The organism is Cyclobacterium sp. SYSU L10401 (assembly GCF_010993705.1).
In the GTDB taxonomy this organism is placed as follows: domain Bacteria; phylum Bacteroidota; class Bacteroidia; order Cytophagales; family Cyclobacteriaceae; genus Cyclobacterium.
Map to the genome: position 1 here is coordinate 582,654 of NZ_WOFO01000002.1, position 24,994 is coordinate 607,647.

Below are 24,994 nucleotides of genomic sequence, written 5' to 3' on the forward strand. Positions count from 1 at the left end.
TGTCTTTTTTTCATGGCGGAGCAATTTCTTAAGGAAAGATTCCCAGGTCCATGTAAGAAATGGCAATCCTTTCCAGGGCTACAATAAATCCGGCCGTTCTAAGGTCTTTTATGTCCTTTTCTTTTTTCACTCCATTCATATGGTGGTAGGCAGTCACCATGGTTTCTTCTAAACCGGAATTCACCAGATCCCTTTCGCTTGCGCCCCTGACGATGAGTTCCTTTTGTTCATCACTGAAAGAATCCCCCGTAGCCTTCTCAATGCTTTCCAGCAGGATATCGTACTTTTTCATGTCGTACCGTTTCTCCAATTTACCAAAGGAAACCCTGGATAGGTTTTTGAGCCATTCAAAATAAGAAACCGTCACACCTCCTGCATTCAGGTACATGTCAGGTATGACCATCACTCCTTTGTCAATAAGTATTCTATCTGCATCCTGGGTCACTGGGCCATTGGCTGCCTCCCCGATAATTTTGGCCTGAACCATCGCTGCATTTTCTACTGTAATCTGGTTTTCCAGGGCAGCAGGAATCAATATATCACAAGGGTAGGTCAATAAAGATTTACTGTCTTCAATAAACCTTCCTCTACTATATCCTTTAAAACTTTTGTTTTCGATCTGATAGGCCTTAATATCATCCACATTGATCCCCTCTTCATTCCATATAGCACCGTTGTATTCTGCGATGCCGATAATCTTAGCACCTGCTTCCTCCAGAAACTTGGCCGAGTAATAACCTACATTACCCAGTCCCTGTACGATAATCTTTTTTCCTGCCAGTCCCACTGACAGACCTAACTTTTGCATATCTTCCTTTACACTGACAGCCTCCCGTATGCCAATGAATACCCCCATACCGGTAGCTTCAGTTCTACCATCAATACCATGCTGTGAAAGAGGCTTTCCGGTCACACAGCCCTTTGCATTGATCACATCCGGATTAAAGGCTTCAAACGTATCTACAATCCAGGCCATTTCACGGCTGCTTGTACCATAATCTGGTGCCGGGACATCAATGGCAGGACCAATAAATTTCTTCTTGATCAACTCAGAAGTGTACCGTCTCGTGATTTTTTCCAATTGGTCCACATTGTATTTGGTGGGATCAATGGCCACGCCTCCTTTGGCTCCCCCGTAGGGTATATTCACCAGGGCACATTTATAGGTCATCAATGCAGCAAGACCTTTCACCTCTTCTTCGTTTACGAAGCTACTGTACCTGATTCCTCCTTTTACCGGCAATTTGTGCTGGGAATGCTGCACCCGGTATCCTTCGATAACCTGGTAGGTACCATCTCCATTCCGGAGAGGAAAATTAAACTTATAGACGCTATTGCATTGCTTGATTTGATCTAAAAGTCCCGGATGTATATCCATATGACTGGCCGCATGGTCCACTACCCTGCACACATCATTAAAAAGACTGTATTCCTCCTGTATTCCCATGAAAATATTTTGGTTTAAAGTTATAAAATTCAATTACCCATACCGGTCAATTCCTATGCCTGAATGTCTAATGTAAGGAATTTTTAAGAGATTAAATACCAGTGGATGGCAATCTGCCAGGGGGGCGGAGATTTTTCCCTTCCTTATCCTGCAAGGCATCCCCCAAATCTTCTCTTGCTATATCTGCAAGTTCCATCATTTTATTGGCTATCTCCGGACGCTCATGAATAAGATTTACGCTTTCCGTGATATCATTCCCCAGATCAAACAGCCCCATTTCCTCCATTTCAATCATTTCATATTTTCCGGGATTCCCATCGTCGGGTGGAACAAAGTCACCAGGAAGAGAACGGTATCTGTGAGGGAAAACAAGTTTCCAGTCGCCCATGATGACCGCCTGCAATTCATTTTGGTTGTAATAAATATAATAGGCTTCCTGGGTAGAAGTTGCCCCTTCCTCCATTATCAGAAGTGGCCAGATATTTTTGCCATCAATTTTCTTTTCAGGAAGGGATGCCCCTGTAAGGTGCGCAATGGTAGGCAATAAATCTATGGTCATCGCCATCTCGTCCTGGGTTTTCCCTGCCGGAATAGTACCCGGCCATTTCATAATGGTAGGTACCCTGATACCTCCTTCCCAGGAAGTTCCCTTTCCTTCTTTTAGTTCCCCCGGGCTTCCAGAATGGGTGCCGTAAGAAAGCCAGGGTCCGTTGTCAGATGTAAAAATCACCAAGGTATTGTTTTCTAACCCTTGTGCTTTCAAGGCATCCAGAACCTGTCCTACGGACCAATCAATTTCCATGATTACATCTCCATAGAGTCCGTTTTCGGATTTTCCTTTAAACTTTTCTGAAACAAAAAGTGGTACATGTGGCATGCTATGGGCCAGGTACAAGAAGAAAGGTTGATCCCTTTTTCGCTGAATAAAATTTACCGCCTTCTCTGTATACCAGGTTGTCAGCTGACTTTGATCTTCCAAAGTATCAATAATTGATGTGTTTTCATACAATGGAAGTGGCGGATAAAAATCAGGCCTTTCCGGATGGTAAGGCCACATATCGTTGGAATATGGAAGGCCAAAAAATTCATCAAAACCTTGCTCGGCAGGTAAAAAAGGGTCCAAATGCCCTAAATGCCATTTTCCTATTATACCCGTGGCATAGCCCTGGGGTTTGAGAACCTCTGCGATGGTTTCTTCTTCCGGGTTCAAGCCGTGCTGACTCTGATGAGACAATGCACCAAAAATTCCCAGCCGATTAGAATAACAGCCGGTCAGCAGGGCAGCCCGTGAGGCAGAACATACTGCATGGGCCACATGAAAATTGGTATAGGTGGTCCCTTCTGCAGCCATTTTATCCAGATTTGGTGTCTGGTACCCTTTGGCTCCAAATACACCTACATCTGCATATCCCTGATCGTCGGTAAAGATGATGACAACATTAGGTTGGGGCTTATCTTCACTACTTTGTTCCTGCATGGAGCTACCACCACAAGCAAAAAACAACGGGGGGAGGAGATAAAATATAAAATTCCCGACGGAAAGTCTTGATAACATATTATTGGAATTATTGGTGTGTATATTTTTATTTCTAAAATTTACACATCCAATCGAAATAAACAAAGTACAGCAACCAATAAACAGCTAAAGATTAGGGAAATAACCGAAACATCAACCACTCTGCCTCCTTTTAACCCTTTAAGAAACCTAAGCAAACATACATACACGTAACCTCTTCCATGCCCTTATGTCACTTATGTGGTCCAATTTTTAAACCATATTAGGAACTTAAGCAAACATATAGAATATCCCCAACCCTTCCACGTACGTATTTACCTTATGTGGTTCATTTTTTTCAACCATAGAAAAATTAAGCATTCGGGAATAACGCTGAAAAATTTTAAATTAATGGGGCAAACTTACTGTTCGAAGCCAAAATTGTTCAATAGAGGCAATAGCCTCCAGAAAATCTGATACCTCTACGGGTTTGGTGATGAAACAATTGGCATGGTGCTGATAGGAGAGATCAATATCCCTTTTAGACGAGGAAGTGGTTAACATGATCACGGGAATTTTTCGAGAAACCTCATGAGACTTCAACTCCTGCAACACCTCATGTCCACTCTTTTTGGGAAGATTGACATCCAGTAGAATTAAGTTCGGGGTCGACTTATTTTCGAATCCTTTAGTTTTAAAAACAAAATCCAATGCTTCCTGACCATCCTTTGCTATACTGATTTCATTGATGAAATTGCTATCCTCAAGGGCTTCGGTTGTCAAAAAAATATCTCCTTCGTTATCCTCTACCAATAAGATGTGAATTGATTTCATTCGTGATTGGGGCTCCAAATATGTATGATATAATTACTCGCTTTATTAAAATAATTCTTCCTAAATAATCGAAATATTACTTTATATAAATTGACTACAAATATAAGGCTATTAAACTTGATTTTACAAATAATGATTAGTCTGATACTGATACAGTATATGAATTAACAAAGTAATCATTCCCTTTAAATAATCTTTAAGCCTGATTTATTATCATGGTTTTTAGAAAATCTGAAGCAGACGGAGCACCCCTTTTAAGGACCAATTTCCCGGCCCCTCATCGTGAAAATCAGACGACTAAGTGACCACTTTAATGTCCAGAAAACCATTCCTTCTCAGGTAAACCCAATTGAGTTTCAGGCTTTCTCCCAGAGATCTGATTGCGCATAAGGGCTACCCGGTACCTCTGTAAAAAAGGTTCCGTCAATATACCTGTGTTTTGTTTTCAGGTTGGACATGGCTTCCATATCTGATCCATCCAACCTGATGTCTGCAGATTCCAGGTTTTGTATGATTCTATCTTTGTTTACTGATTTGGGTATAACAGCAACGTCCCTATGTAAGGACCAGGCAATTAAAATCTGAGCCACCGTTTTCCCATGTTTGTCAGCAATTTCCTGAAAAACCTGCTCTTGCATCAAGACGGGATCATTGGCTTTTTTTCTTGCACTGGGCCTGTCCGCAGAGCCGAGTGGAGAATAAGCGGTCACATTAATCTGATGGCTGCGGCAAAAGGAAACCAACTTCTGTTGAGGTAAATATGGATGCAATTCTATTTGATTCATTTCCGGCTTAATCTCGCAAGAAGCCAGAATTTCTTCAAGTTTGCTTTGATTAAAGTTTGAAACGCCAATATGTCTCACTTTTCCTTCTTTTTTCAAAGCTTCCATTCCAGCCCAGGTTTCTGAAAGAGGCGCAGCAGCATGATCCAGAAAGTCGGCTCCTTTCTCGGGAAACATGACATGACTTCTTAAAGCCACCGGCCAATGGATCAAATACAAGTCCAAATACTCCAATTGCAGATCTGCTAAAGTTTGGTTGAAGCCTACCTGAACCTGGTCTCTTTCATGGGCATTGTTCCATAACTTGGAAGTAACGAAAACATCTTCTCTTTTAACAAGGCCATCTTTGAAAGCCTTAGTCAAGGCATCCCCAACTTCTTTTTCATTTTTGTAAACAGCGGCACAATCGATGTGCCGGTAGCCTGCCTCCAGAGCCCAAAGTACTGCCTGATAAACTTCCCCCGGGGCAGATTTCCAGGTTCCTAAACCCAACATGGGCAATTTATCGCCATTTTCAAATGTGATATATTTCATGTGTTTATAATTTGATTTTTAATGGTCAGATGGAATCTTTGATGATTAAAATAATCATTGCCCTGTGTGTTTAATGATGATTTTAATCGTGTCGATTTCATCTGTTTATAATTTATTTTTAGCTGTCAGATGGAATCTCGCAATGATAATCATTCCTCTGTGTGTCGCCTCCGACATGCTCGATTTCATGTGTTTATAATTTTATTTGATGGATTAAATATACTCTTCCCAGAGATCACTGTAACTATAGGGACTGCCCTCCTCAACCCATGCAGGCCCAGGGGTATACCTAAATGGACCTTTGAGTTGATCAATTTCTTCCATATCGGAAGCATCCAGATGGACCTTTAAGCCACCAAAATTCTCTGTAATTCTCTGGGGATTGACTGATTTGGGTACTACCGAGGTACCCCTTTCCATGGCCCAGGCCAGGACTATTTGTGCCACACTTGCCTGGTGCTTTTGGGCTATCTTTTTCAAGCCCTTATCCTCCAGTAAAAGGGGGTGGTCTACTTCGCTGTTAGCTACCCTGTAGGCTGCACCCAAAGGACCATAACCGGTCAATAAAATACCAGCACTATCACAATAGGCTTTCAACTTCTTCTGGGGCAAGTACGGATGAAGTTCAATTTGATTGAGTTCGGGCTGGATTTTGGCCCCTTCCCTGATTTCCTCCAGTTTTTGGGAATTGAAATTGGAAACACCAATATGGCGGGTGAGTTTTTTATGCCATAAATCTTCCATGGCCTCCCATGTTTCCGCAAGGGCTGCTTCCGAATAAGTAAGAAAATCTCCGGGGCCAGAGGGGAAATCAATCCCCTTTTTAATGGCTACCGGCCAGTGAACCAGGTACAGGTCCAGGTAATCCAGTTGCAGGTTATGTAAGGTAGTCTTCAATGCTGGAAGCACATCTTCCTTTAAATGGGAATCATTCCAAAGCTTTGAGGTAATCCAAAGCTCTTCTCGTTTTATCCATCCTTCCGATATGGCCTTGGCTATCGCATCCCCGATTTCCTTTTCATTTTTGTAGACATGGGCACAATCGATGTGTCGGTAGCCTGTTTTAATCGCATGTAAGACGGCTTCAAAAACTTCATTGGGTTTGGATCTCCACGTTCCTAAACCCAAGGCTGGCATGGTATCTCCATTGGCAAATTTTAAACTTTTCATGTATGTGGTTGATTATCTAAAAATTAGATTTCATCGGATTTGCTGTTTTTAAAAATGCGACATTTTCCCTGTAATCACAAATTTAAAACCTATTCATTTACTTGTACGACCGGTTCAATCATTGTATCCAGCCGCAGAAGCCTCCCTATGGAAACTCAGGTCAGTATGTCCCGGATTACCTTTCCCGAAACATCTGTAAGCCGGAATTTTCTTCCCAAATGCCGGTAAATCAATTTTTCATGATCCAATCCCAGCTGGTGCAAAACGGTAGCCTGAAAATCATGGACATGAACCGGGTTAGTAGTGATATTATACCCCAATTCATCCGTAGCTCCATATACCATACCGGGTTTGATACCACCACCAGCCATCCATATGCTAAAACAACGGGGGTGATGATCTCTACCATAATTATCCCGCGTCAACTTCCCCTGAGAATAGTTAGTTCTTCCAAACTCTCCGCCCCAAATCACCAGCGTTTCTTCCAGCAAACCCCGTTGTTTCAGGTCCTTAACCAAGGCTGCAGAAGCCTGATCCACATCCCTGGCCTGCGAAGCCATTTCGGAAGGAAGATTTCCGTGCTGATCCCATCCCTGGTGATAAAGCTGGACAAATCGCACCCCACTTTCAGAGAGCTTTCTGGCCAGCAGACAATTGGCAGCAAAAGTACCGGGCTTCCGGCTATCTTCTCCATACATGTCAAAAATACGATCGGGTTCTTTGGACAAATCGGTAGCCTCCGGAACTGCCGTTTGCATGCGGTAAGCCATCTCATATTGTGCCACCCTGGTCTGTATTTCCGGATCACCCACTTTTTGAAATGAATGTTCATTAAGCAGCGCCAGCTGATCCAGCATCTTTCTTCTTTCCTCTTTACGCATACCATCCGGGTTGTTTAAAAAAAGGACAGGGTCTTCTCCATTGCTGAACTGTACTCCCTGGTGGGTCGCCGGTAAAAATCCATTGCTCCAGAGTTTGGAATAAACCCCCTGCCCGTTTCCTTTACCTTTGGAAAGCAAAACGGTAAAGGCAGGCAAATTTTGGTTTTCACTGCCCAGTCCATAACTCAGCCAGGAACCCATGCTCGGCCGATTACCCTGCTGTGCCCCCGTCTGAAAAAATGTAAGCGCCGGATCGTGGTTGATGGATTCCGTATGCATGGATTTGACAATACAAATGTCGTCTACTATTTTGGCGGTGTGCGGAAAAAGTTCACTCACCCAGGCCCTCGCCTCTCCATATTGCTGAAAATCATAAATGGAGCCTACCAGGGGGAAGGAACTTTGACTTGCTGTCATTCCTGTCAGCCGCTGTCCCTGCCGTATGGATTCCGGAAGTTCTTCTCCCCACATCTCCCTGAGTTTTGGCTTGAAATCAAAGGATTCCAATTGGGAAGGCGCTCCGTTTTGAAAAAGGTAAATGACCCTTTTAGCTTTTGGTGCAAAATGAGGAACACCCAATGCGGCCTCATCTACTACCCCATCCTTCGTGGATCTGAATAAGTCCGGTATCAGCAGGGAGCCCAAAGCAACACTTCCCAGGCCAATACTCATGCTGGATAAAAAATGCCTTCTGTTTACGTGCAACCCATGTTTCAATAATTCCTTTTCCATGACTCAGGATTTTGTATTGGTTTCTTCCAAATTATAAATCAGGGAAATCACCTGCATGAGTGCAGCCTTAACGGCTACAGGTAATGAATCATTGGCAGGATATTCTCCTACCGCCAATACCTGTGCAGCCCTGTCCTGATCTTTGTTGTAGACTTCAATGAAATCAGTATGCGTGGCAGTTAATACCGCTATTTCTTTATCATCCGGCGGCCTGCCCACTATCCGGTAAAAAGCTGAATGAATACTTTCTGGTAAGCTGCTCTTCTCTGCCAATAATTTTTCTGCCAAAACCCTGGAAGCTTCGAGTACAAATGGGTCATTCATCATGGCGAGCGCTTGTAGTGGGGTACTGGTTTTTACCCTTTCCACCTCGCAGGCATCCCTGTTACTGGCATCAAACAATATCATTTGGGGAGGAGGTACGGTTCTCTTTATAAAAGTATATAAACCCCTTCGGTAAAGGTACTTACCGGTATCCTGCTGGTAGGCAGCCAAATTCCCCCTTCCTGAGGTAGCCGCCTCCCAAAGTCCTTCAGGTTGGTAGGGCTTTACACTGGGTCCTCCTATTTCCCGATTGAGCAAACCACTACTTGCCAAAACCAGGTCCCTGATTTCTTCAGCCTTCAGTCTTTGTCGGGGAAAACGGGACAAATACCTGTTGTCAGGATCAATTTCAATTTTTTCAGGTGTTACGGCCGCCGATTGCTGGTAGCTGGCCGACATCAATATTTTTTTAAGCAGGTATTGGATGTCCCAGCCATTTTCCATAAAATCTACCGCCAACCAATCCAACAGGGCTTGATTGATGGGCAAGCTTCCCTGCATTCCAAAATCTCCCGGGGTATCTACCAGACCAATCCCAAAGATCTCCTGCCATACCCTATTAACATAAACCCTGGCCGTCAAGGGATGATTGGGGTCAAAAAGCCATTGGGCCAATCCCAGCCTGTTTTTTGGCAAATGATCCGGAAAGTCCAATATTGCTGTTGGAGCCCCTTCTTCTACGGGTTCAGTCGGTGCATCGTAAGCCCCTCTATCCAGGATAAATGTAGTCCTGCCACTGTCCAGATCACCCATCACAGAGACTTTCAAAACATTTGCCTCCGCCAGCAATGAATTGTAGTTGGTACCCTTACTCATATTCGCAAGCAAGGTTTGCACCCGGCGCGCACTGTCAGGCATGTTGATGAATTGAAGGATATCACGGGTTTCCCCTTCAGTGATTTCCATCAGCGGCAACTTGGCGGGGCTTTTTTTAGAAAATCCCGGGCTGGCTTCTTCTATGCCCTTTTCGGCCACACTATTAAAGAAGGCAAATACCTGGAAATATTCCTCTTGAGAAATAGGATCATATTTATGATCGTGGCATTGGGCACATTCCAGGGTAATACCCAGCATAGCTTTTCCTAAAGTATTGGTCCGGTCTACGGCATACATCACCCGGTATTCTTCATCGATGGCACCGGATTCTTCAGTGATTTTATGATTCCGGTTAAAGCCTGTGGCGAGAATTTGTTCCTTTGTGGGATCGGGAAGCAGGTCTCCTGCCAGCTGCCAGGTAATGAACTGATCATAGGGCATGTTTTGGTTAAAGGCGTGGATTACCCAGTCTCTCCAGGGCCATTGGGTTCGGTAATAATCGTCCTGATAGCCATGAGAATCCGCATACCGGGCAACGTCCATCCAGGAAACCGCCATTTTTTCTCCGTAGGCAGGGGTGGCAAACAAGGTGTCAATGAGGGCATTTAGGGGGATTTCTTCCTTTTCGATTCGGTTCAAAACCTCTTGGGAGGGAGGCAGTCCTGTCAAATCAAAGTAAATTCTCCTTACCAGCGACTGCTTTTCAGCCCGTTTATTGGGTTGAAGCCCTTTGCCTTCCATTGCCGATAGGGCAAAGTGGTCAATTTCATTTTGAACCCAATCTGCTGCCTCTACCTCTGGCAATGTCGCCTTCTCAGGGGGAACAAAAGCCCAATGAGGCTCATATTCGGCCCCCTGTCTGATCCAACTTTTTATAAGCTGAACCTGATGATTGGAAAGGGACAGATTGGAGGAGGGTGGTGGCATGCGCTCCGTTTCATCTGCTGTCATGATCCTTGCATACACCTCTGACTGATGCGGTTTACCGGGACTGATGGCCCTACGGTCCGGCGCTTCCTTTAAGGCAGCAAAAGCATCTTGCTCCCTGTCCAGGCGTAGTCCCGCCTCCCTCTTGTTGGCATCAGGACCATGGCAGGCAAAGCAGTTTTCAGAAAGGATTGGCCGAATATGCAGGTTATAGCTAATTGATTCGGGAATGTCCTCTCCGGTTGGTTTTTTTTGATTTTCGCAGGCCAGAGAAAAAAATACAATCAATAGCACAGGGCCTGAAAGCCAGGTAATGCAATTATTTTTCTTTACCATCCCAAACATGTTCTCAAATTAGCCAATTACCGGTTAATTCCAAAAATACTGAAGGACAGAAGGTTTAGTCTTTTTGTGTTCGGCTCCAAAAATATCAATCCAACCATTGCCTTTACCGGAATAATTTCTGGCCGGCAAGCAGTCTATGGTCAAAAATCAACCATAATGAAGGAAATAAAATTGCGAAATTTAATTTGAAATAGTACTTCTCTCGTTCAGAATGCCAGCAAAAAAGTAAGGTAAACCAGGTATAAGGCAAGAAAAACGCTTCCTTCCCATCTTTCTACCATCCTGCCTTTACCGGAAAAAACGAATAAAAACAGCAACAAGGCTGCCGCTATGTTAACGAAAATGTCCACCAATGTTTCCTGGTGAACTTCCACCGGGAAAATGGTTGATGAAAGTCCCAATATTAAAAAAATATTGAAAATGTTTGAACCTACCACATTGCCTATGGCGATGTCTACTTTCTTCTTTTTTACAGCGGCCAGGGAAGTGGCCAATTCAGGCAATGAGGTACCAATGGAGACGATGGTCAACCCGATAACCCGCTCCGACAAACCAAAACTTTGCGCAATAAAAACTGCATTGCTGACAATCAGATGTCCTCCCAACACCAAACCACCCAGGCCCAGGATCAGCCAGAAAACAGCTGCCACTACTGACATTTGCCCTACGGAAACCTCTTCAGGTGCTGTACCCGGATTTCTGGATACCATAATATTGTAAACCAAAAAGACGGCAAAAAACAATATTAAAACAAGGCCCTCACTCCTACTGACTACATCTGCTCCCATGCCATCAAGCCATTGGTCATTGGCAATGATGCCGACCAACAGCGCTGCCAGTAAACAAAGTGGTATTTCAATCCAGGTGGTATTGGATTTAACAGAAAGGGGGAAAATGATGGAACAAAGCCCCAGGATCACAAATATGTTAAAAATATTACTGCCAAGAACATTGGCCATGACCATGGCTCCTGATCCATTTAGAGCGGCAATTATATTCACAGCCAATTCGGGTGCTGAGGTACCAAATGCCACCACAGTTAATCCTATTACGATATTTGGAATGGATAGCCGAACTGCTATGCTGGATGCCGCCTCTACCAGTTTATCGGCACCATAGACCAATAAAACAAAACCTATAACAAGTAAAACAATAGAAAGGATCATTGAACCGAATAAAATATCTAACAATATTATGGTTTAAATCGCATGAAAAAAATAGATCAAACGAATTCTTTTTGTAACCGGAAGCGTAGTTTTGGTTTGTCAGGTTCTTTTGATTCTTGTGATAGGAATTTCCCTCATTTAATGCTTAAATTAAAGCAGAGCGATGTTGTAAAGTAATTATAATATTAAGAAGGAGAAAGGCCTGGTCAAAAAAGGTTTTTTAGGTTTTTTTATCATTTGAAGGTAAATTATAAAAAAGATGTATAAATATGCTTTAAATCAGATACGCTCATGAAGTTTTTAACCTCCCAGATCAGTTTTTTACTTAAGAATAAGCCGCAGCGAAGAAATTTCAAATTATTGTTTCGGTTTTTATTGATTTTATTGGTGATGATTCTTGTATTCACCCTGGCCTTTCATCTGATAATGTTGAGTGAAGGCAGGTATTTTTCCTGGGTGACAGGCTTGTATTGGACATTTACTGTCATGACTACGCTGGGTTTTGGAGACATTACTTTTGAAACAGACTGGGGCAGGATTTATACCATGGTAGTGTTGCTATCAGGAATGTTGTTCCTATTGGTCCTTTTCCCATTTACCTTTATAAATTTTTTTTATTCCCCATGGATGAAAGCTCAAGAGCAGTCCAGGGTTCCAAAGAAACTGGAGGAAGGTATTAAAGGACATGTAATCCTAACCCATTTTGACCCTGTTTCTGATGCCCTGATCAAAAAACTAAAAAGGATCCAGATACCCTATGTGTTGTTGGTTCAGGATTTTGCTGAGGGATTAAAACTGGGAGAATTGGAAATTTCCGTGATGTTGGGTGACTTAGATGATCCTGAAACCTACCGGAAAGCCCGCATTGAAACGGCAAATCTGGTGGCTACTACCTCCGCCGATGTAGTCAATACCAGTGTAGCATTTACCATCAGGGAGGTAAATGATAAGATTCCTATCATTGCTACTTGCAATGTGGAAGCATCCAAAGATATCCTGAGCTTGGCAGGATGCAATCATGTATTGAGTTTAGGAGAAATGATGGGTCTGTTTCTTTCAAGGAGGGCCAGCGGAGGAGATGCATCAGCCCTGATTATTGGCCAATTTGAAGAATTGAGCATTGCTGAAGCTACAGTGGGAGGATCTACATTGGTGGGCCAAACCCTTCGAGAAACGAAACTAAGAGAAAAGGTGGGAGTTAGTGTTCTGGGGTTTTGGGTCAGGGGAAAGTACCAGGTGGCTCAACCGGAAACCGAGATAACTGAAAATTCTGTTCTGGTACTTGCCGGTACCCCACCTCAAATTGCAGCCTACAACTCGCTCTTTTGTATCCAAAAACAAGAAACAGACCCATTGATTATCATTGGAGGAGGACGCGTGGGGCGGTCGACAGGAAAAGCTTTGGAAAAAAGAAACCTGGATTTCAGAATCATTGAAAAGCTCTCTGACCGAATAAAAGACAACGACAAATACATTTATGGTGATGCAGCAAATTTGGACGTTTTGTTAAAGGCGGGCATTTCAAATGCCCCCAGTGTGATCATCACCACCCACGAGGATGATATCAATGCATACCTGACCATTTATTGTAGAAAATTACGACCTGATATTCAAATCATTACACGTTCAACATTAGAAAGAAACCTCGATACCATGCACAGGGCAGGAGCAGATTTCGTAATGTCCTATGCTTCAATGGGGGCCAATGCCATTTATAATCTGTTAAAAAAGAGTGATATTCTCATGGTGGCAGAGGGTCTGGACCTGATTAGAATCAAAGCCCCTGAGCAGCTAACAAACAAATCCATAGCTTCCTCCTGTATCAGGCAGGAGACCGGCTGCACTATCATTGCCATTAAGAAAAAAAACGAAATGATAGTTAACCCTCATCCTGATTCGGTAATTGAATCTGAAGATGAAATTATTTTAATTGGTACTGCTGAGGCAGAAAACAAGTTCTTTAAAAGGTATGAATAACCTGCCTCAGGTATGGGAAAATGAAAATCCTGGAAAATAAATCTAATATTTTGGATTATTAATGCTTTTTTTTGTATTTTGTACTAAATTTAAAAAAGGTGGCCAGAAATCTAAACCCGTTTTGGCTTCATCTAAATATTTTTAGACCAAAATAGATGCAGCATGACCAACATTCAAAATTCATTGGCGTTAGCCTTTTTGCCAGGATACCTGTTTTCCTGTCAATATGAGCAACAAATTAACCAGCAAGAGGGAGAAAAATCACCAGTAACCACCAATCCAAAAGAATCCAGTGATCAAAAATTGATTCGCCGGTACCTGGAGGGACTGCAATTGGAAAGTTATGACTATATCAAGAAATTTATACACCCGGATTTCAAATGTATCAACACCAATACGGATTCCATAAGAGATTGCCTGGAAGAGTTGGCCCACTGGAAATCCCAGCACAACAAACTGAAACATTTGTCTTTCAGCGATCCCGTATTAAAAAGCATTCGGGTCAACAGGGGTATATTGAAAGGGGATTGGACCCTGGTCTGGACCACATTTTCAGCTCTGGATGGAGAATCCCTTAAATCCATAAAGTATGAATACCATATGGCAGTCAAAACTGTGGATGATAAAATAATCGAAATACAAACCTGGCATCAGGTAGATAATGAGGCTTCAGATCTACACTAGGCCAACTGGTAGTTGTTTTACTTTTTTCCTCCCTGAAATAGGTCATTTTTGAATTTTTGGGTATATTTTTACATCAGATTCATCTTTTAAGTCATTTTTTTTAAAATCCAAAATAATCTCTAATGGACAACTACGTATTGGGAGTAGATTTCGGAACAGACTCTGTGAGGGCTTTACTTGTCAACGCTCAAAATGGAAAAACTGCTGGTAGTGAAGTATTCGCTTACCCCAGATGGAAAAATGGAACATATTGTGACCCTTCAAAAAACCAGTTCCGACAGCACCCTAAAGATCATTTGGAAGGCCTGGCCTTTACAATAAGTTCAGTAATCAAAAACAGTGGCATCCCGAAAGGGAATATCAAGGGCATTTGTGTGGACACCACCGGGTCCTCTCCCCTGCCAGTAGATCGGAATGGTCGACCATTGGCCCTATCTGATCAATTTACCGATAATCCCGATGCCCAAATGATTTTATGGAAAGATCATACGGCCGTAGCGGAGGCCGAGGAGATCAACCAACTGGCCAGAACATGGGGAGGAGTTGATTTTACCAAATTTGAAGGAGGGATTTATTCTTCAGAATGGTTTTGGGCAAAAATTTTATACATCATAAGGAAGGATCAGGAGGTAGCGGCAGCTGCCTATTCCTGGATGGAACATTGCGATTACCTTACTTTCGAGCTGACAGGCGGTAAAGATCTAAAGGAATTCAAAAGGAGCCGTTGCGCAGCCGGACATAAAGCGCTCTGGCATGAAAGCTGGGGAGGATTGCCCGATGACAGGTTCCTGGAAAGTCTCGATCCCAGATTGGCTACATTGAAAAACCAATTGTATAAGGACACTTTTACTTCCGATATTCCGGCAGGTTTACTATCCGGAGAATGGGCTGAAAAGTTAGGACTCGAACCTGGAATTACCGTTGCTGTTGGAACATTCGATGCCCACGCAGGAGCCATAGGTGGTGAAGTTTCCGAGGGGACCCTGGTCAAGGTAATGGGCACCTCCACCTGTGACATCATGGTAAGTTCTCCTGATTCTCTGAAGGGTAAAACGGTCAAGGGTATTTGTGGGCAGGTAGACGGCTCTGTTTTGCCTGGAAAAATTGGTCTGGAAGCCGGACAATCGGGATTTGGAGATGTTCTGGCCTGGTTTATACAGTTAATCCAAAAACCGGTAATGGAAACCCTCTCTGAGACTTCCCTAAGCCCGGACAGCCTTGCAGAAATCCGCCAAATATTGGAAGAAGAATTAATCCTTAACCTTTCCAAACAAGCAGCGCAAATCCCCCCGGGTCATTCCAGCGTGCTGGCCATTGACTGGATCAATGGTCGGAGAACACCCGATGCCAACCAAAACCTTAAAGGAGCATTATCCGGATTAGATATGGGCACCGATGCAGCCAGAATTTACAAAGCATTGGTTGAGTCCATATGCTATGGCTCCAAAAGAATCATTGAAAGATTCAGGGAGGAAGGCGTACAAATAGAACAGGTCATCGGATTGGGTGGGGTAGCAAAAAAATCTACACTCGTCATGCAAACCATGGCAGATGTATTGAATATGCCGATTAAAGTGGCCAGATCAGAACAGGCTCCGGCTTTGGGAGCTGCCATCTATGCTGCTACGGCAGCAGGTATCCATGACAATGTTTCTGAAGCCATCCTTAAAATGGGTAATGGATTTGATCAAATTTATCAGCCTAAGCCAGAGCATTTGGAAATATACCAAAGAAAATATCAGGAATATTTAAACCTTGGGGGTTTTATTGAATCCAACACCAGTACTTCTGATTAACCAATTTTACCCATTGGTTTATGGTATCGGACTATTGGCAATCATTTTTGATTGCCTTTTTTATTGAAAACCAACACATAATTTTCTCATATCCCTATACCGCTTAGCATCAATAAGATAAGTTTTTTCATTTCCTGAAGATTTACTTGGAAATCCTTTTGAAATTCATTAACATTAAATCCATTATTATCCCTATGAATGCAAACAAAAATTTAAAATGAAGGTTAAATGAAAGTTAGCAATTGAAAATTTTGGATCATATTTCAATTGTTACATGTAACTTAACTATCATTTATATCACCAACACTTTCAAAACAAATCTGTATGAAAAATTTTAACTACTTCATCTTTGTTTTGCTGATCATCAATTCAGCCTGTTTATCCCAGAGAGATTTTGTTGCCGAGTATGATTACAACTATAAAGGTGCATTCAAAAAATACAAAACCTTTGGTTTTGTGGAAGAAGAAGGCAAAAATGAGGCTGACTTTACCGGCATTATAGAAAAATCCATCACTTCCAGACTAGGTTCTCAAGGCTTTAGACAAAAGGAAAATAACCCTGATTTACTCATCATTCATAAGCTATACATGAGTGAAGTCCGATACAGGGGCTACAACCAGCCCAACTTTGATTATTGGTTAAAGAAGCAAGGCATAGAATTGGTTGAAGAGTCAGTTCTGGATAGCCTGGAAAGACAAAAAAGAGGTGAAAATTACAATGCCGTAAAATATACACAAAACGACGGAATGCTGGTAGTTTTGGTAATTGATCATAAAAAAGGCAACACCATCTGGCAAGGGTATACTTCAGCCTATTTTGATTATGCCTCGCCAAACATCCATATTGACCTTACAAGAGCCACCTATAAGGTGATGGATCAATTCAAAATTTTGACCAGAAATTAAAGCAGTTTTATAAGATTCTAAAAGCATCTCTCTTCTAAAACAGGGGGATGCTTTTTTTATTGAAGACTTTTTCATCCCTTATCCACCGACACATTTCAGATGCAATGGTTTGATAATGTGAACAAAATTGATCCACCGGTTTTGCTTTTTTAAAACATCCCCGATAAACCTGAAAAATCACGTTTCACATTGCATTCCCATTTAAGGACGAATTAATGAAAGACACAGCAAAGATCTCCTACACAATCTGTACCTTTGAGGAATGAATACACCAACCCCCCCCAACTTTGGGGCTTTCCTTGACAGGTTACCTTTTGATACTTTCAATGAGATGCAGCAAGATTTCATGGAGAGATCTCGTGGCGACAAACCGCTGATGCTCCTGGCCCCTACAGGTTCAGGTAAAACACTGGCTTACCTGGTACCATTGGCCCATGAAATTCAGGAAACCTTTCCAGCATCCAGTGCTTTAATTATTGTCCCATCCAGGGAACTGGCTTTGCAAATTGAACAGGTTTTCAAATCGTTGAAAACAAATTTGAATGTATGCACTTGTTATGGTGGACATGCTTTCAAAACTGAAGCCAACAGGTTGAAAGAAAATCCCGCACTGGTAATTGGTACTCCAGGCAGGCTATCCGAGCATGCGCAAATGGGAAACATGGTCATGCCGGGTTTAAAAACTGTCGTTTTGGATGAGTTCGATAAATCATTACAGTTTGGATTCCATGATCAGCTAAAAGTCATTTTTGACAACCTGAATGGCAACCAAAAGTACCTGCTTACCTCTGCCACCAACCTGGAAAGCATGCCTGATTTCTTGCCTTTTGACAACTTTGAAACCCTGGATTATTTAAAGGATAGTCCGGAAAGCAGGTTAGACCTCAAATTGGTAAGGACATCCAGTGTAGAAAAAGTGGATACACTGATGCGGCTGCTGGCTGATTTTGAACAGGAAAGCACGCTGGTTTTCTGCAACCATAGAGATGCTGTAAACAGGATCAGTACCCACTTGTCAGAAAACCATTTTCCACATGATATCCTTCATGGAGGAATGGAACAAATCGATAGAGAAAAAAACCTCTTTAAATTCAGAAGTGGGGCTCAACAATTACTGGTTGCCACTGACCTCGCTTCCAGAGGATTGGATATTCCAGAAATCAAACATGTGGTGCATTATCAACTCCCTCCCAAAAAAAATGCCTTCATTCACCGAAATGGCAGAACTGCCCGTATGTTTGCCTCCGGACAAAGTTACCTGGTTTTGGCCCATGAAGAATCCCTTCCGGATTACCTGGAGAAGGAACTTCCCGAATATACCTTGCCGGAGGATTTCAAAATTCCCGAAGAATCGGCGTTGGTCTGCCTTTATATCAGTGCCGGGAAAAAGGACAAAGTCAGCAAAGGTGACGTTGTAGGATTTCTAACAAAAAAGGGAAGTTTGGATGGAAGCGAAATTGGCTTGATCAGCATTTTAGATCATGCTACCTATGTAGCCATCCCTAAAGACAAGGTTCAGCACCTTCTCCATCGCACTTCAGGAGAAAAACTGAAAAAAGTCAAGGTTAAAGTTGCCGTGGCCAGCTGACCAGCCTATGTAATGTACAAGAGGGCTAACTAAATCCAAATGGAAACTTCAGGACATTCCCTTTGTCAAGCTTTACTTTTGATATTTACATCCTCTTCCCAGCCAGTATTTTTCAGTGCAGGATCATTTTCTTTTTTTAGAAAATCCGCTTGAGAAAGGGGTGCTGCATCCCAGGTTAAAATGGCCTCATCAGGAACCTGTTCTATGGGTCTTTTCCATGCAGTAGAAGTTTCATTGTAGGCAATATTGGATTGGGAATTAAAACAGGAAATGATGGACCACCTGGGGGAATCAGAAAGATTGGCTGCAGATCGGTGGAGCAGGTTGCTATGAAAAAACAACGCATCTCCAGGGTCAATCTCACAATAAACCAGCTCCATTGTCTTTAAGGCATTCTCCACCATCACCATATCAGCACCTACCTGCTCACCGGCAAATCCATGATTTACCCTCCCCAGTTTATGAGAGCCCCTGATCACTTGCAAGCATCCGTTTTCTTTATTGGCAGGTGTCAGGGCCAACATAACACTGAGCAGTTGATCTGGAAAAATGAATTGATTTTTGTACCAATACCCATAATCCTGGTGCCATTCCCAGGCTCCTCCTACTTTGGGTTCCTTTTGCATCAATTTGGAGTGAAAATGACAAACCGGGGCATCACTATCCAATAGCTGTCCTACACAATTCACCATCTTTTCACTGCGGGTAAGGTAACCGAAAACATCATTTCCCGGGTTAAACCACAGAGAAAGCCTGGTTTTCTTTCCGGATTGATCATTCAGGTCCATGGCATTTTTTTGCATGGTATCATCCTGTACGGCGGACTGATACATCCTGTTGGTTTCTGCTTCGGAGCAAAAACCCCTGACCAATACATAGCCGTCCTGGCGGTATTGATTGATTTGTTTTGTATTTAATTTCATCACAAGTTTAAAGTAAGGAGAAAAAATTGAAATTGAAAGCAGCTAGATCGGAATTCACTATCAAATACTTCCCGGAAACCCATTAATTTAATTTGGTGAAAATCAATTATTAACTTTTAATAATTTTTATTTTATGCCAATTAACGCAATATAAATTTTAACAATAAAGATTTTATCACAATTTAGCCTGTAATCCCCTTTCAGAGTTACAAATTTCAAAAGAAAAATTTGTTTGCGATCTTTCATCAATTATTGACCCTGCTTCTGCTGCATTAATTTAGGGTATAACCTTAAAAAAATGTAGCCATGAAAAATCAATCCTTTCCCATCAAAGGTAAAAATGAAAAGTTTTCATTTCTTTCCTGCCTTTCGGTATTCCTTCCGCTGTTTACCATCATTACCCTCTTAAGTAACCTGGATTTGACAGCTTATTTCCGGTTTTTTCTATTGTTATTCTCAGGATGGTTCAGCTGGACTTTTACAGAATATTGCATCCACCGATTTTACATGCACAGGCATTTCCCGCATTTGAATCAGAAACTTTACCAATCCCATGAAAACCATCACCGGCATCCCTCAGACATTCGGATTAATGTATTCCAACGAATTCTGGCAAGCTTATTAGGTAGTTTACTCCTATTGCTGGCCTATTTATGGGACAATTACTTCTCGGTATTTACAGGATTTTACCTGGGATTTCTAGGTTATACCCTGATGCACTATATCCTGCACCAAACCTGGGCTGCATATCTGTTCCCTAAACTACAGGAATCCCATATTCACCACCATGGAAAATACCCCGATAAATGTTTCAGCTTCAGCTGTATTTGGTGGGATAAAATATTCGGCACCTTGCCACCAAAAGATGCCCGGATATCGGACAAATACCGGAAATATTATTTTTCAAATAATTACCATAAAAATTGATTCTTCTAAAATAATCAAATGTAGTAATCAATAAAACTAAGATAAACTATTGCAAAATATAAATTAATTGAATATTATTAATGAGCTAAATCACACCCCTCCAATTCTTGTTACCAATCCAAGCGAAGGTTTTGAACTGTACGTCGGGCTTGATAAAAGTTAAGGTTTAAAAGGCAATTACTATGGAAAACAATCATTTTCAGCACCAGTTTTTCCAGCATTTAAAGTCAATGCTGCCGCCATATAAATCTCTGGTAAATGAGATTGCAGACCTCCTGGACATTAGTATTGATAGCACTTACAGAAGAATCCGGGGTCAAAAAATGATCAACATGGAGGAAATCAAAATAATCAGCCAGCATTTTCAGATTTCCCTGGACCAGCTGATGAATTTAAACAGCCAGGCAATCCTTTTCCATGGAAACCTAAATGACCAATCTGAAAACAGGTTCAAGTCCTGGCTGGAGGACATCTTACGCCAATTGGAACTGGTTCATCAACACCAACACAAACACATTTATTTTCTGCTCAAGGATATACCCCCATTTTATCATTTTTATTTCAAAGAATTGGCCTACTTTAAGTTCTTTTTTTGGATGAAATCTATCTTGTATTATGATAATTTTAAGCACCAGAGTTTTGATGCCAAAACCCATCGGTTTGAAGAGTATGATGACCTGATTCGCAAAATCCTTAAACTTTACAATAAAATACCGACCACCGAAATATGGAACCTGGAAAGTATCAACACTACCCTGAGGCAAGTGGACCTGTACCAGGAAATGGGTTATATCAGCCATACAGAGGATTGCTCTTTAATCTACCAACAGCTCCTTGGAATGGTTGAACACATCGAAAAACAAGCAGAAATCGGCAGGAAATATAACCCTGCCATTGGTCTGGAACATGATAGCGCTCCCTATGAGTTACTCGTGAATGAATTTGTTCTGGGCGATAATACCTTTATGGCCGAATTGGATGATATTAAAATTACTTACCTCAATCATAGTGTATTGTATTTTATCGGTTCGATGGACCCAAAACTAAATAATGCCATGTTTGAAAGCCTGAATAACCTGATCAAAAAGTCAACCATGATCAGTACTGTTGGAGAAAAAGAAAGGATCCGGTTCTTTAAAAAGCTGAAACTAAAAATACATACAGGTATGCAAAGGGTCCATAAAAGTAACTCCAATAATTCAAAAGTAGCTTCAGATTCTGTCGAAAAGAATCCTCCTTCATAATAATTTCAATCAGGGGTCAATACGGGGCTGGTAATAATTTAGAAGACAATAAGATCCAATAAAATACAGGTTTCATCCAGAAGATTTTCGGTAATTAAATACCTTATCAGCCATTTTTTCCTTAGCTTAATCCCTAATTATGCATTGGCCTATCTACTACGACCTAAAACAGCTTCAAAACCAGACTTTTATTATGGTATCCAAATCGATAACAAACTACCTATTCCTTGCCTTGATGCTTTTAGCCACACCTTGGTATCAGCAGGTTTCCGCACAGCAAACCCGGGAGGCAAATAATATCCTTTATTATTTGCAACAGGAGGCAGATGCCATCACCAATAACTTCTCACCCGGGGTTATTTCTCCTGAAGAATGGGAAAAAATAAAACCTGAGCACTACGATCAATTCGTGGAAATGATGGGATTTTCCATGGATAAAAAAAGAACACCCCCTCCGGTAACCCACACCGGTACCCTGCAGGAAAATAGCTATAAAATAGAGAAATTTTATTATGCATCTTCACCTGGCTTGTATGTGCCGGCCAACTTGTATGTTCCAGACGGGATTCAATCTCCAAGACCTGCTATCCTTTACCTTTGCGGTCATGCCCATGGACAGAAAGCCCACTACCAGGCGCATGCCAGGCGGCTTGCGGAGCTGGGCTTTGTGGTACTTATTTTTGACACCCTGCAGTTTGGAGAAGTTTGGGGTCACCACTGGGGTCCCTACAATCAGGGCTGGTTTCACTGGTATTCCAGAGGGTATAATCCAGCTGCGGTGGAGTTATGGAATGCCATCAGAGGTCTGGATTACCTGGCCACCAGAAATGAAGTTGACATGGGGAATATCGGCGTTACAGGAATTTCTGGTGGGGGTTCCCAGAGTTGGTACATGGCTGCAGCAGATCCCAGGGTCAAGGCTGCCGCCCCTGTTTGCGGCGCAGGCACCCTTGATTCACAGGTGGGAGAAAGAAGGATAGACGGACACTGTGATTGCATGATGCCCAACAATGGCTTTCAGATAGACTTTCAGACCATAGGGGCACTGATTGCACCCAGACCACTATTAATTGCCCAATCTGATCAGGATGAACTTTATGGGATAGCCTCTACCCGGGACTTTTACCAAAAACTTTCCGCTTTTTATGCCCAATTTGAGGCTGAGGATAACATATCACTGGTGGCTACTCCAGGAGGCCACTCCTATCATGAAAAATCTAGAAAGGCTATTTTTTCATTTTTTTTACATCACCTGATGGGGAAGGATATTCCTCCAACCCAATTGTCAGATATCAGCACTGAACCATCGGACCTGCAGCAAGCAGACAACCTAAAGGTCTATGGAGAAACGGCTCCCCAGGGGGACCTTACCCCTGTCATTCAGGATCATTTCATTAAAACACCTTCTCCCCCAGACATATCCAATGAGGAAGACCTGAATAGGTATCGACATCAGGTAAAAGATTACCTGCTCACCAGAACTTTTGGTGCTTTTCCCCAAGAGCCTGAAGCCTTGGATGGACAGCAAATCTACCATACTGCGGATCTGGCACCCTATGGCAATAAAACCTTTTCCTTTACCAGTGAAAAGGGGTGGCGGTTAAAGTTAAATGTATTTTACCGAAAGCCTCCTGAAGAAAGACATCCCCTAACCATCATCCTCAGAAGTCCGGGTGAAGAACGCTGGGGCAGTGAAAGTTTTGCTCAGAAGGTGGCCAAAGGACAAAATGTGGCCTACCTGGAAGTTCGGGGTACAGGGGAAGTGGGCTGGGCACCGGAATTGAACTGGCATGTAAGGAGAGCTGCAGCCTGGACAGGAAGGACACTGGCCTCCATGCAGGTTTATGATGCCGGGCGGGCCCTTGAATATGCCCGAACCCTTCCCGGTGTAGATCCTGAAAAGGTCAGTATTGCAGCCAGGGATGGAATGGGAGCCGTGGCGCTTTACGCGGCTTTTCTGGATGAGCAATGTGAACAGGTGTTTCTTCAAAACCCTCCCAGCACCCATGATAAGGAAAGTCCTGAAAACGGACGGGATGTTGCACTGGAACTGTTGAATGTATTGAGGGTTACTGATGTGTATCAGCTCCCTGCACTGATATCTCCTACCCGGGTGGTATTTGAGGGAAAAATACCAGAAGCCTTCTATTGGTCAGAAGAGGTCCTGGAAAAAACAGGAAGGCCTACCTTTTTGAAGGGAGGTTAAGCAAATCATAAATATAAAAAACACATTTTTACTCCTGACCAAAGGTGTTTTCAAAAGCTTTGCCAGTCAACAGATAAAAAATTTCTGCGTCGTAGGGGGTTTGTTGTCAATAGATTGATATATTCGGAGTTTAAAATCCCAGATTTGCCGGGTCAATCAATTCTACTTTCCTTTTCATTTTTTTCTGGATGACCTTGAAATGGGGTTCATCCTCTTCAGCAATCAGGGATATGGCCTCCCCTTCCGAACCTGCCCTGCCTGTGCGGCCAATCCGATGGATATAGTCCTTCGGAGACCTGGGCAATTCATAATTCACCACATAAGGTAGAAACCGGATATCAATTCCCCGTGCAGCTAAATCTGTGGCCACCAAAACCCTGAGTTGGCCTTGCTTGAATTGGCGCAAGGCCTCTGTTCTGGCTCCCTGGCTTTTACCACCATGAAAAGCCTGGGCCTGAATACCGTGTTTGTTAAGTTTTTCAGCCAGGTTATCAGAAGCCCTTTTGGAAGCCGTAAATACAAGTACCTGCTGCCAATTCCCCTCCAGGATCAAAAACCTCAACAATGGCCCCTTGTTTTCCTTCGCCACCCTGTAAGCAGACTGGGAGATCAGTTCCGGAGTGATTTTGTCCTGCCCTATTTCTATCCTTACCGGTTGGTCTAATATCATGCCCATCAGCATTTCAACGGGTGCTTCCATGGTAGCCGAAAAGAGTATATTTTGCCTTTTAGCGGGTAATCTGGAAAGGATTTCATCTACTTCCTCCTTAAACCCTAGCTCCAGCATCTTATCGGCCTCATCCAGTACCAAAATTTCCAGACCCGAGAGCTCAACGGCATTTTTGGATAGGAGGTCCAGCAAGCGGCCCGGCGTGCCAATCAATATTTCTGTACCATATAGATTTACCATCTGTGGGTTGATGGACACTCCTCCAAACACAGCCAGGGTTTTTACCTTTCTGGGTATAAATTGACTAAAAACCCTTACCGTTTCCTCCACCTGGCTAGCCAGCTCCCGGGTAGGAACAAGTACCAGTACCCGCATGCTCCTGGTTTTCAGGAAAGCCTTATCCTGAAACAATTCCAATATGGGAAGGACATAGGCGGCCGTTTTACCGGAACCCGTTGGTGCCAGCCCCATTACGTCTCTCTTTTGCAGAATGGCAGGTATGGCTTTGACCTGAATGGAATAGGCTTCCTGATATTTGACTTTGCTTATGGCTTCCAGTATTTCTGATGAAAGTCCGAGGTCGGAAAAGTTCATGTTATGCATTTTAAAACCAAAGGTAG

The 24,994-nt window shown here is 42.7% G+C and carries 18 protein-coding genes; 8 read left to right on the forward strand and 10 right to left on the reverse strand.

All coding sequences use genetic code 11. From position 1 onward, the window contains the following. Nucleotides 1-28: 28 nt before the first annotated feature. From GL182_RS07340 to GL182_RS07375, 8 genes are all read right to left on the reverse strand, one after another. On the reverse strand, nt 29-1,447 hold the full coding sequence (locus tag GL182_RS07340) for a Glu/Leu/Phe/Val family dehydrogenase (protein WP_163378985.1): 1,419 nt from the start codon (nt 1,445-1,447) through the stop codon (nt 29-31). Nucleotides 1,448-1,538: 91 nt separating this feature from the next. After that, nucleotides 1,539-3,002 (reverse strand): sulfatase, encoded by a 1,464-nt coding sequence (locus tag GL182_RS07345; RefSeq protein WP_163378986.1) that lies wholly within the window; start codon nt 3,000-3,002, stop codon nt 1,539-1,541. Nucleotides 3,003-3,350: 348 nt separating this feature from the next. Further along, complete coding sequence (locus tag GL182_RS07350; RefSeq protein ID WP_163378987.1) at nt 3,351-3,776, reverse strand: response regulator; 426 nt, start codon at nt 3,774-3,776, stop codon at nt 3,351-3,353. Nucleotides 3,777-4,132: 356 nt separating this feature from the next. Beyond that, nucleotides 4,133-5,092, reverse strand: coding sequence for an aldo/keto reductase (locus GL182_RS07355; RefSeq protein ID WP_163378988.1), 960 nt, complete (start codon nt 5,090-5,092; stop codon nt 4,133-4,135). A 213-nt stretch (nt 5,093-5,305) separates the two neighbouring features. Beyond that, nucleotides 5,306-6,262 carry an aldo/keto reductase gene (locus GL182_RS07360; RefSeq protein ID WP_163378989.1) on the reverse strand — a complete coding sequence of 319 codons (957 nt, stop codon included), beginning with the start codon at nt 6,260-6,262 and terminating at the stop codon, nt 5,306-5,308. 155 nt (nt 6,263-6,417) lie between these two features. Continuing rightward, nucleotides 6,418-7,875 carry a DUF1501 domain-containing protein gene (locus tag GL182_RS07365; protein ID WP_163378990.1) on the reverse strand — a complete coding sequence of 486 codons (1,458 nt, stop codon included), beginning with the start codon at nt 7,873-7,875 and terminating at the stop codon, nt 6,418-6,420. Nucleotides 7,876-7,878: 3 nt separating this feature from the next. After that, nucleotides 7,879-10,278: a PSD1 and planctomycete cytochrome C domain-containing protein gene (locus GL182_RS07370; protein WP_163378991.1), complete on the reverse strand. Its 2,400-nt coding sequence runs from the start codon at nt 10,276-10,278 to the stop codon at nt 7,879-7,881. Between the two features lie 215 nt (nt 10,279-10,493). Further along, nucleotides 10,494-11,477: a calcium/sodium antiporter gene (locus tag GL182_RS07375; protein WP_240469726.1), complete on the reverse strand. Its 984-nt coding sequence runs from the start codon at nt 11,475-11,477 to the stop codon at nt 10,494-10,496. Nucleotides 11,478-11,744: 267 nt separating this feature from the next. Here GL182_RS07375 and GL182_RS07380 point away from each other — a divergent pair, with 267 nt between their 5' ends. From GL182_RS07380 to GL182_RS07400, 5 genes are all read left to right on the forward strand, one after another. Then, the gene (locus GL182_RS07380; RefSeq protein WP_163378993.1) at nt 11,745-13,430 is read left to right on the forward strand and encodes a potassium channel family protein; all 1,686 of its coding nucleotides are present in this window, start codon (nt 11,745-11,747) and stop codon (nt 13,428-13,430) included. A gap of 162 nt (nt 13,431-13,592) precedes the next feature. Continuing rightward, nucleotides 13,593-14,114 (forward strand): hypothetical protein, encoded by a 522-nt coding sequence (locus tag GL182_RS07385; protein WP_163378994.1) that lies wholly within the window; start codon nt 13,593-13,595, stop codon nt 14,112-14,114. Nucleotides 14,115-14,236: 122 nt separating this feature from the next. Then, the gene (locus tag GL182_RS07390; protein ID WP_163378995.1) at nt 14,237-15,910 is read left to right on the forward strand and encodes a ribulokinase; all 1,674 of its coding nucleotides are present in this window, start codon (nt 14,237-14,239) and stop codon (nt 15,908-15,910) included. Between the two features lie 324 nt (nt 15,911-16,234). Then, nucleotides 16,235-16,816, forward strand: coding sequence for a DUF4136 domain-containing protein (locus GL182_RS07395; RefSeq protein ID WP_163378996.1), 582 nt, complete (start codon nt 16,235-16,237; stop codon nt 16,814-16,816). Between the two features lie 262 nt (nt 16,817-17,078). Continuing rightward, a complete protein-coding gene (locus GL182_RS07400) occupies nt 17,079-18,404 on the forward strand; it encodes a DEAD/DEAH box helicase (RefSeq protein ID WP_163378997.1) in 1,326 nt (441 codons plus the stop codon). 65 nt (nt 18,405-18,469) lie between these two features. On the opposite strand, the gene GL182_RS07405 is transcribed toward GL182_RS07400, so the two are convergent. Then, nucleotides 18,470-19,327, reverse strand: coding sequence for a phytanoyl-CoA dioxygenase family protein (locus GL182_RS07405; RefSeq protein ID WP_163378998.1), 858 nt, complete (start codon nt 19,325-19,327; stop codon nt 18,470-18,472). Nucleotides 19,328-19,633: 306 nt separating this feature from the next. Between GL182_RS07405 and GL182_RS07410 the strand changes: the two genes are divergently transcribed. The 3 genes from GL182_RS07410 to GL182_RS07420 all read left to right on the forward strand — a co-directional run bounded on the left by GL182_RS07410 (nt 19,634) and on the right by GL182_RS07420 (nt 23,704). Beyond that, entirely contained in the window at nt 19,634-20,254 is a 621-nt protein-coding gene (locus tag GL182_RS07410; RefSeq protein WP_163378999.1) for a sterol desaturase family protein, read from the forward strand. Between the two features lie 182 nt (nt 20,255-20,436). Then, a complete protein-coding gene (locus GL182_RS07415; RefSeq protein WP_163379000.1) occupies nt 20,437-21,498 on the forward strand; it encodes a helix-turn-helix domain-containing protein in 1,062 nt (353 codons plus the stop codon). A gap of 139 nt (nt 21,499-21,637) precedes the next feature. Continuing rightward, nucleotides 21,638-23,704, forward strand: coding sequence for a dienelactone hydrolase family protein (locus GL182_RS07420; RefSeq protein WP_163379001.1), 2,067 nt, complete (start codon nt 21,638-21,640; stop codon nt 23,702-23,704). Nucleotides 23,705-23,834: 130 nt separating this feature from the next. Here GL182_RS07420 and GL182_RS07425 read toward each other — a convergent pair whose 3' ends face one another. Next, nucleotides 23,835-24,968, reverse strand: a complete 1,134-nt coding sequence (locus GL182_RS07425) for a DEAD/DEAH box helicase (RefSeq protein ID WP_163379002.1) — start codon at nt 24,966-24,968, stop codon at nt 23,835-23,837. Nucleotides 24,969-24,994: the final 26 nt, after the last annotated feature.

Coding starts and splice junctions, on each gene's coding strand:
- GL182_RS07340 (WP_163378985.1), bottom strand. CDS start 1,447: ATGGGAATACAGGAGGAATACAGTCTTTTTAATGATGTGTGCAGGGTA.
- GL182_RS07345 (WP_163378986.1), bottom strand. CDS start 3,002: ATGTTATCAAGACTTTCCGTCGGGAATTTTATATTTTATCTCCTCCCC.
- GL182_RS07350 (WP_163378987.1), bottom strand. CDS start 3,776: ATGAAATCAATTCACATCTTATTGGTAGAGGATAACGAAGGAGATATT.
- GL182_RS07355 (WP_163378988.1), bottom strand. CDS start 5,092: ATGAAATATATCACATTTGAAAATGGCGATAAATTGCCCATGTTGGGT.
- GL182_RS07360 (WP_163378989.1), bottom strand. CDS start 6,262: ATGAAAAGTTTAAAATTTGCCAATGGAGATACCATGCCAGCCTTGGGT.
- GL182_RS07365 (WP_163378990.1), bottom strand. CDS start 7,875: ATGGAAAAGGAATTATTGAAACATGGGTTGCACGTAAACAGAAGGCAT.
- GL182_RS07370 (WP_163378991.1), bottom strand. CDS start 10,278: ATGGTAAAGAAAAATAATTGCATTACCTGGCTTTCAGGCCCTGTGCTA.
- GL182_RS07380 (WP_163378993.1), top strand. CDS start 11,745: ATGAAGTTTTTAACCTCCCAGATCAGTTTTTTACTTAAGAATAAGCCG.
- GL182_RS07385 (WP_163378994.1), top strand. CDS start 13,593: ATGACCAACATTCAAAATTCATTGGCGTTAGCCTTTTTGCCAGGATAC.
- GL182_RS07390 (WP_163378995.1), top strand. CDS start 14,237: ATGGACAACTACGTATTGGGAGTAGATTTCGGAACAGACTCTGTGAGG.
- GL182_RS07395 (WP_163378996.1), top strand. CDS start 16,235: ATGAAAAATTTTAACTACTTCATCTTTGTTTTGCTGATCATCAATTCA.
- GL182_RS07400 (WP_163378997.1), top strand. CDS start 17,079: ATGAATACACCAACCCCCCCCAACTTTGGGGCTTTCCTTGACAGGTTA.
- GL182_RS07405 (WP_163378998.1), bottom strand. CDS start 19,327: ATGAAATTAAATACAAAACAAATCAATCAATACCGCCAGGACGGCTAT.
- GL182_RS07410 (WP_163378999.1), top strand. CDS start 19,634: ATGAAAAATCAATCCTTTCCCATCAAAGGTAAAAATGAAAAGTTTTCA.
- GL182_RS07415 (WP_163379000.1), top strand. CDS start 20,437: ATGGAAAACAATCATTTTCAGCACCAGTTTTTCCAGCATTTAAAGTCA.
- GL182_RS07420 (WP_163379001.1), top strand. CDS start 21,638: ATGCATTGGCCTATCTACTACGACCTAAAACAGCTTCAAAACCAGACT.
- GL182_RS07425 (WP_163379002.1), bottom strand. CDS start 24,968: ATGAACTTTTCCGACCTCGGACTTTCATCAGAAATACTGGAAGCCATA.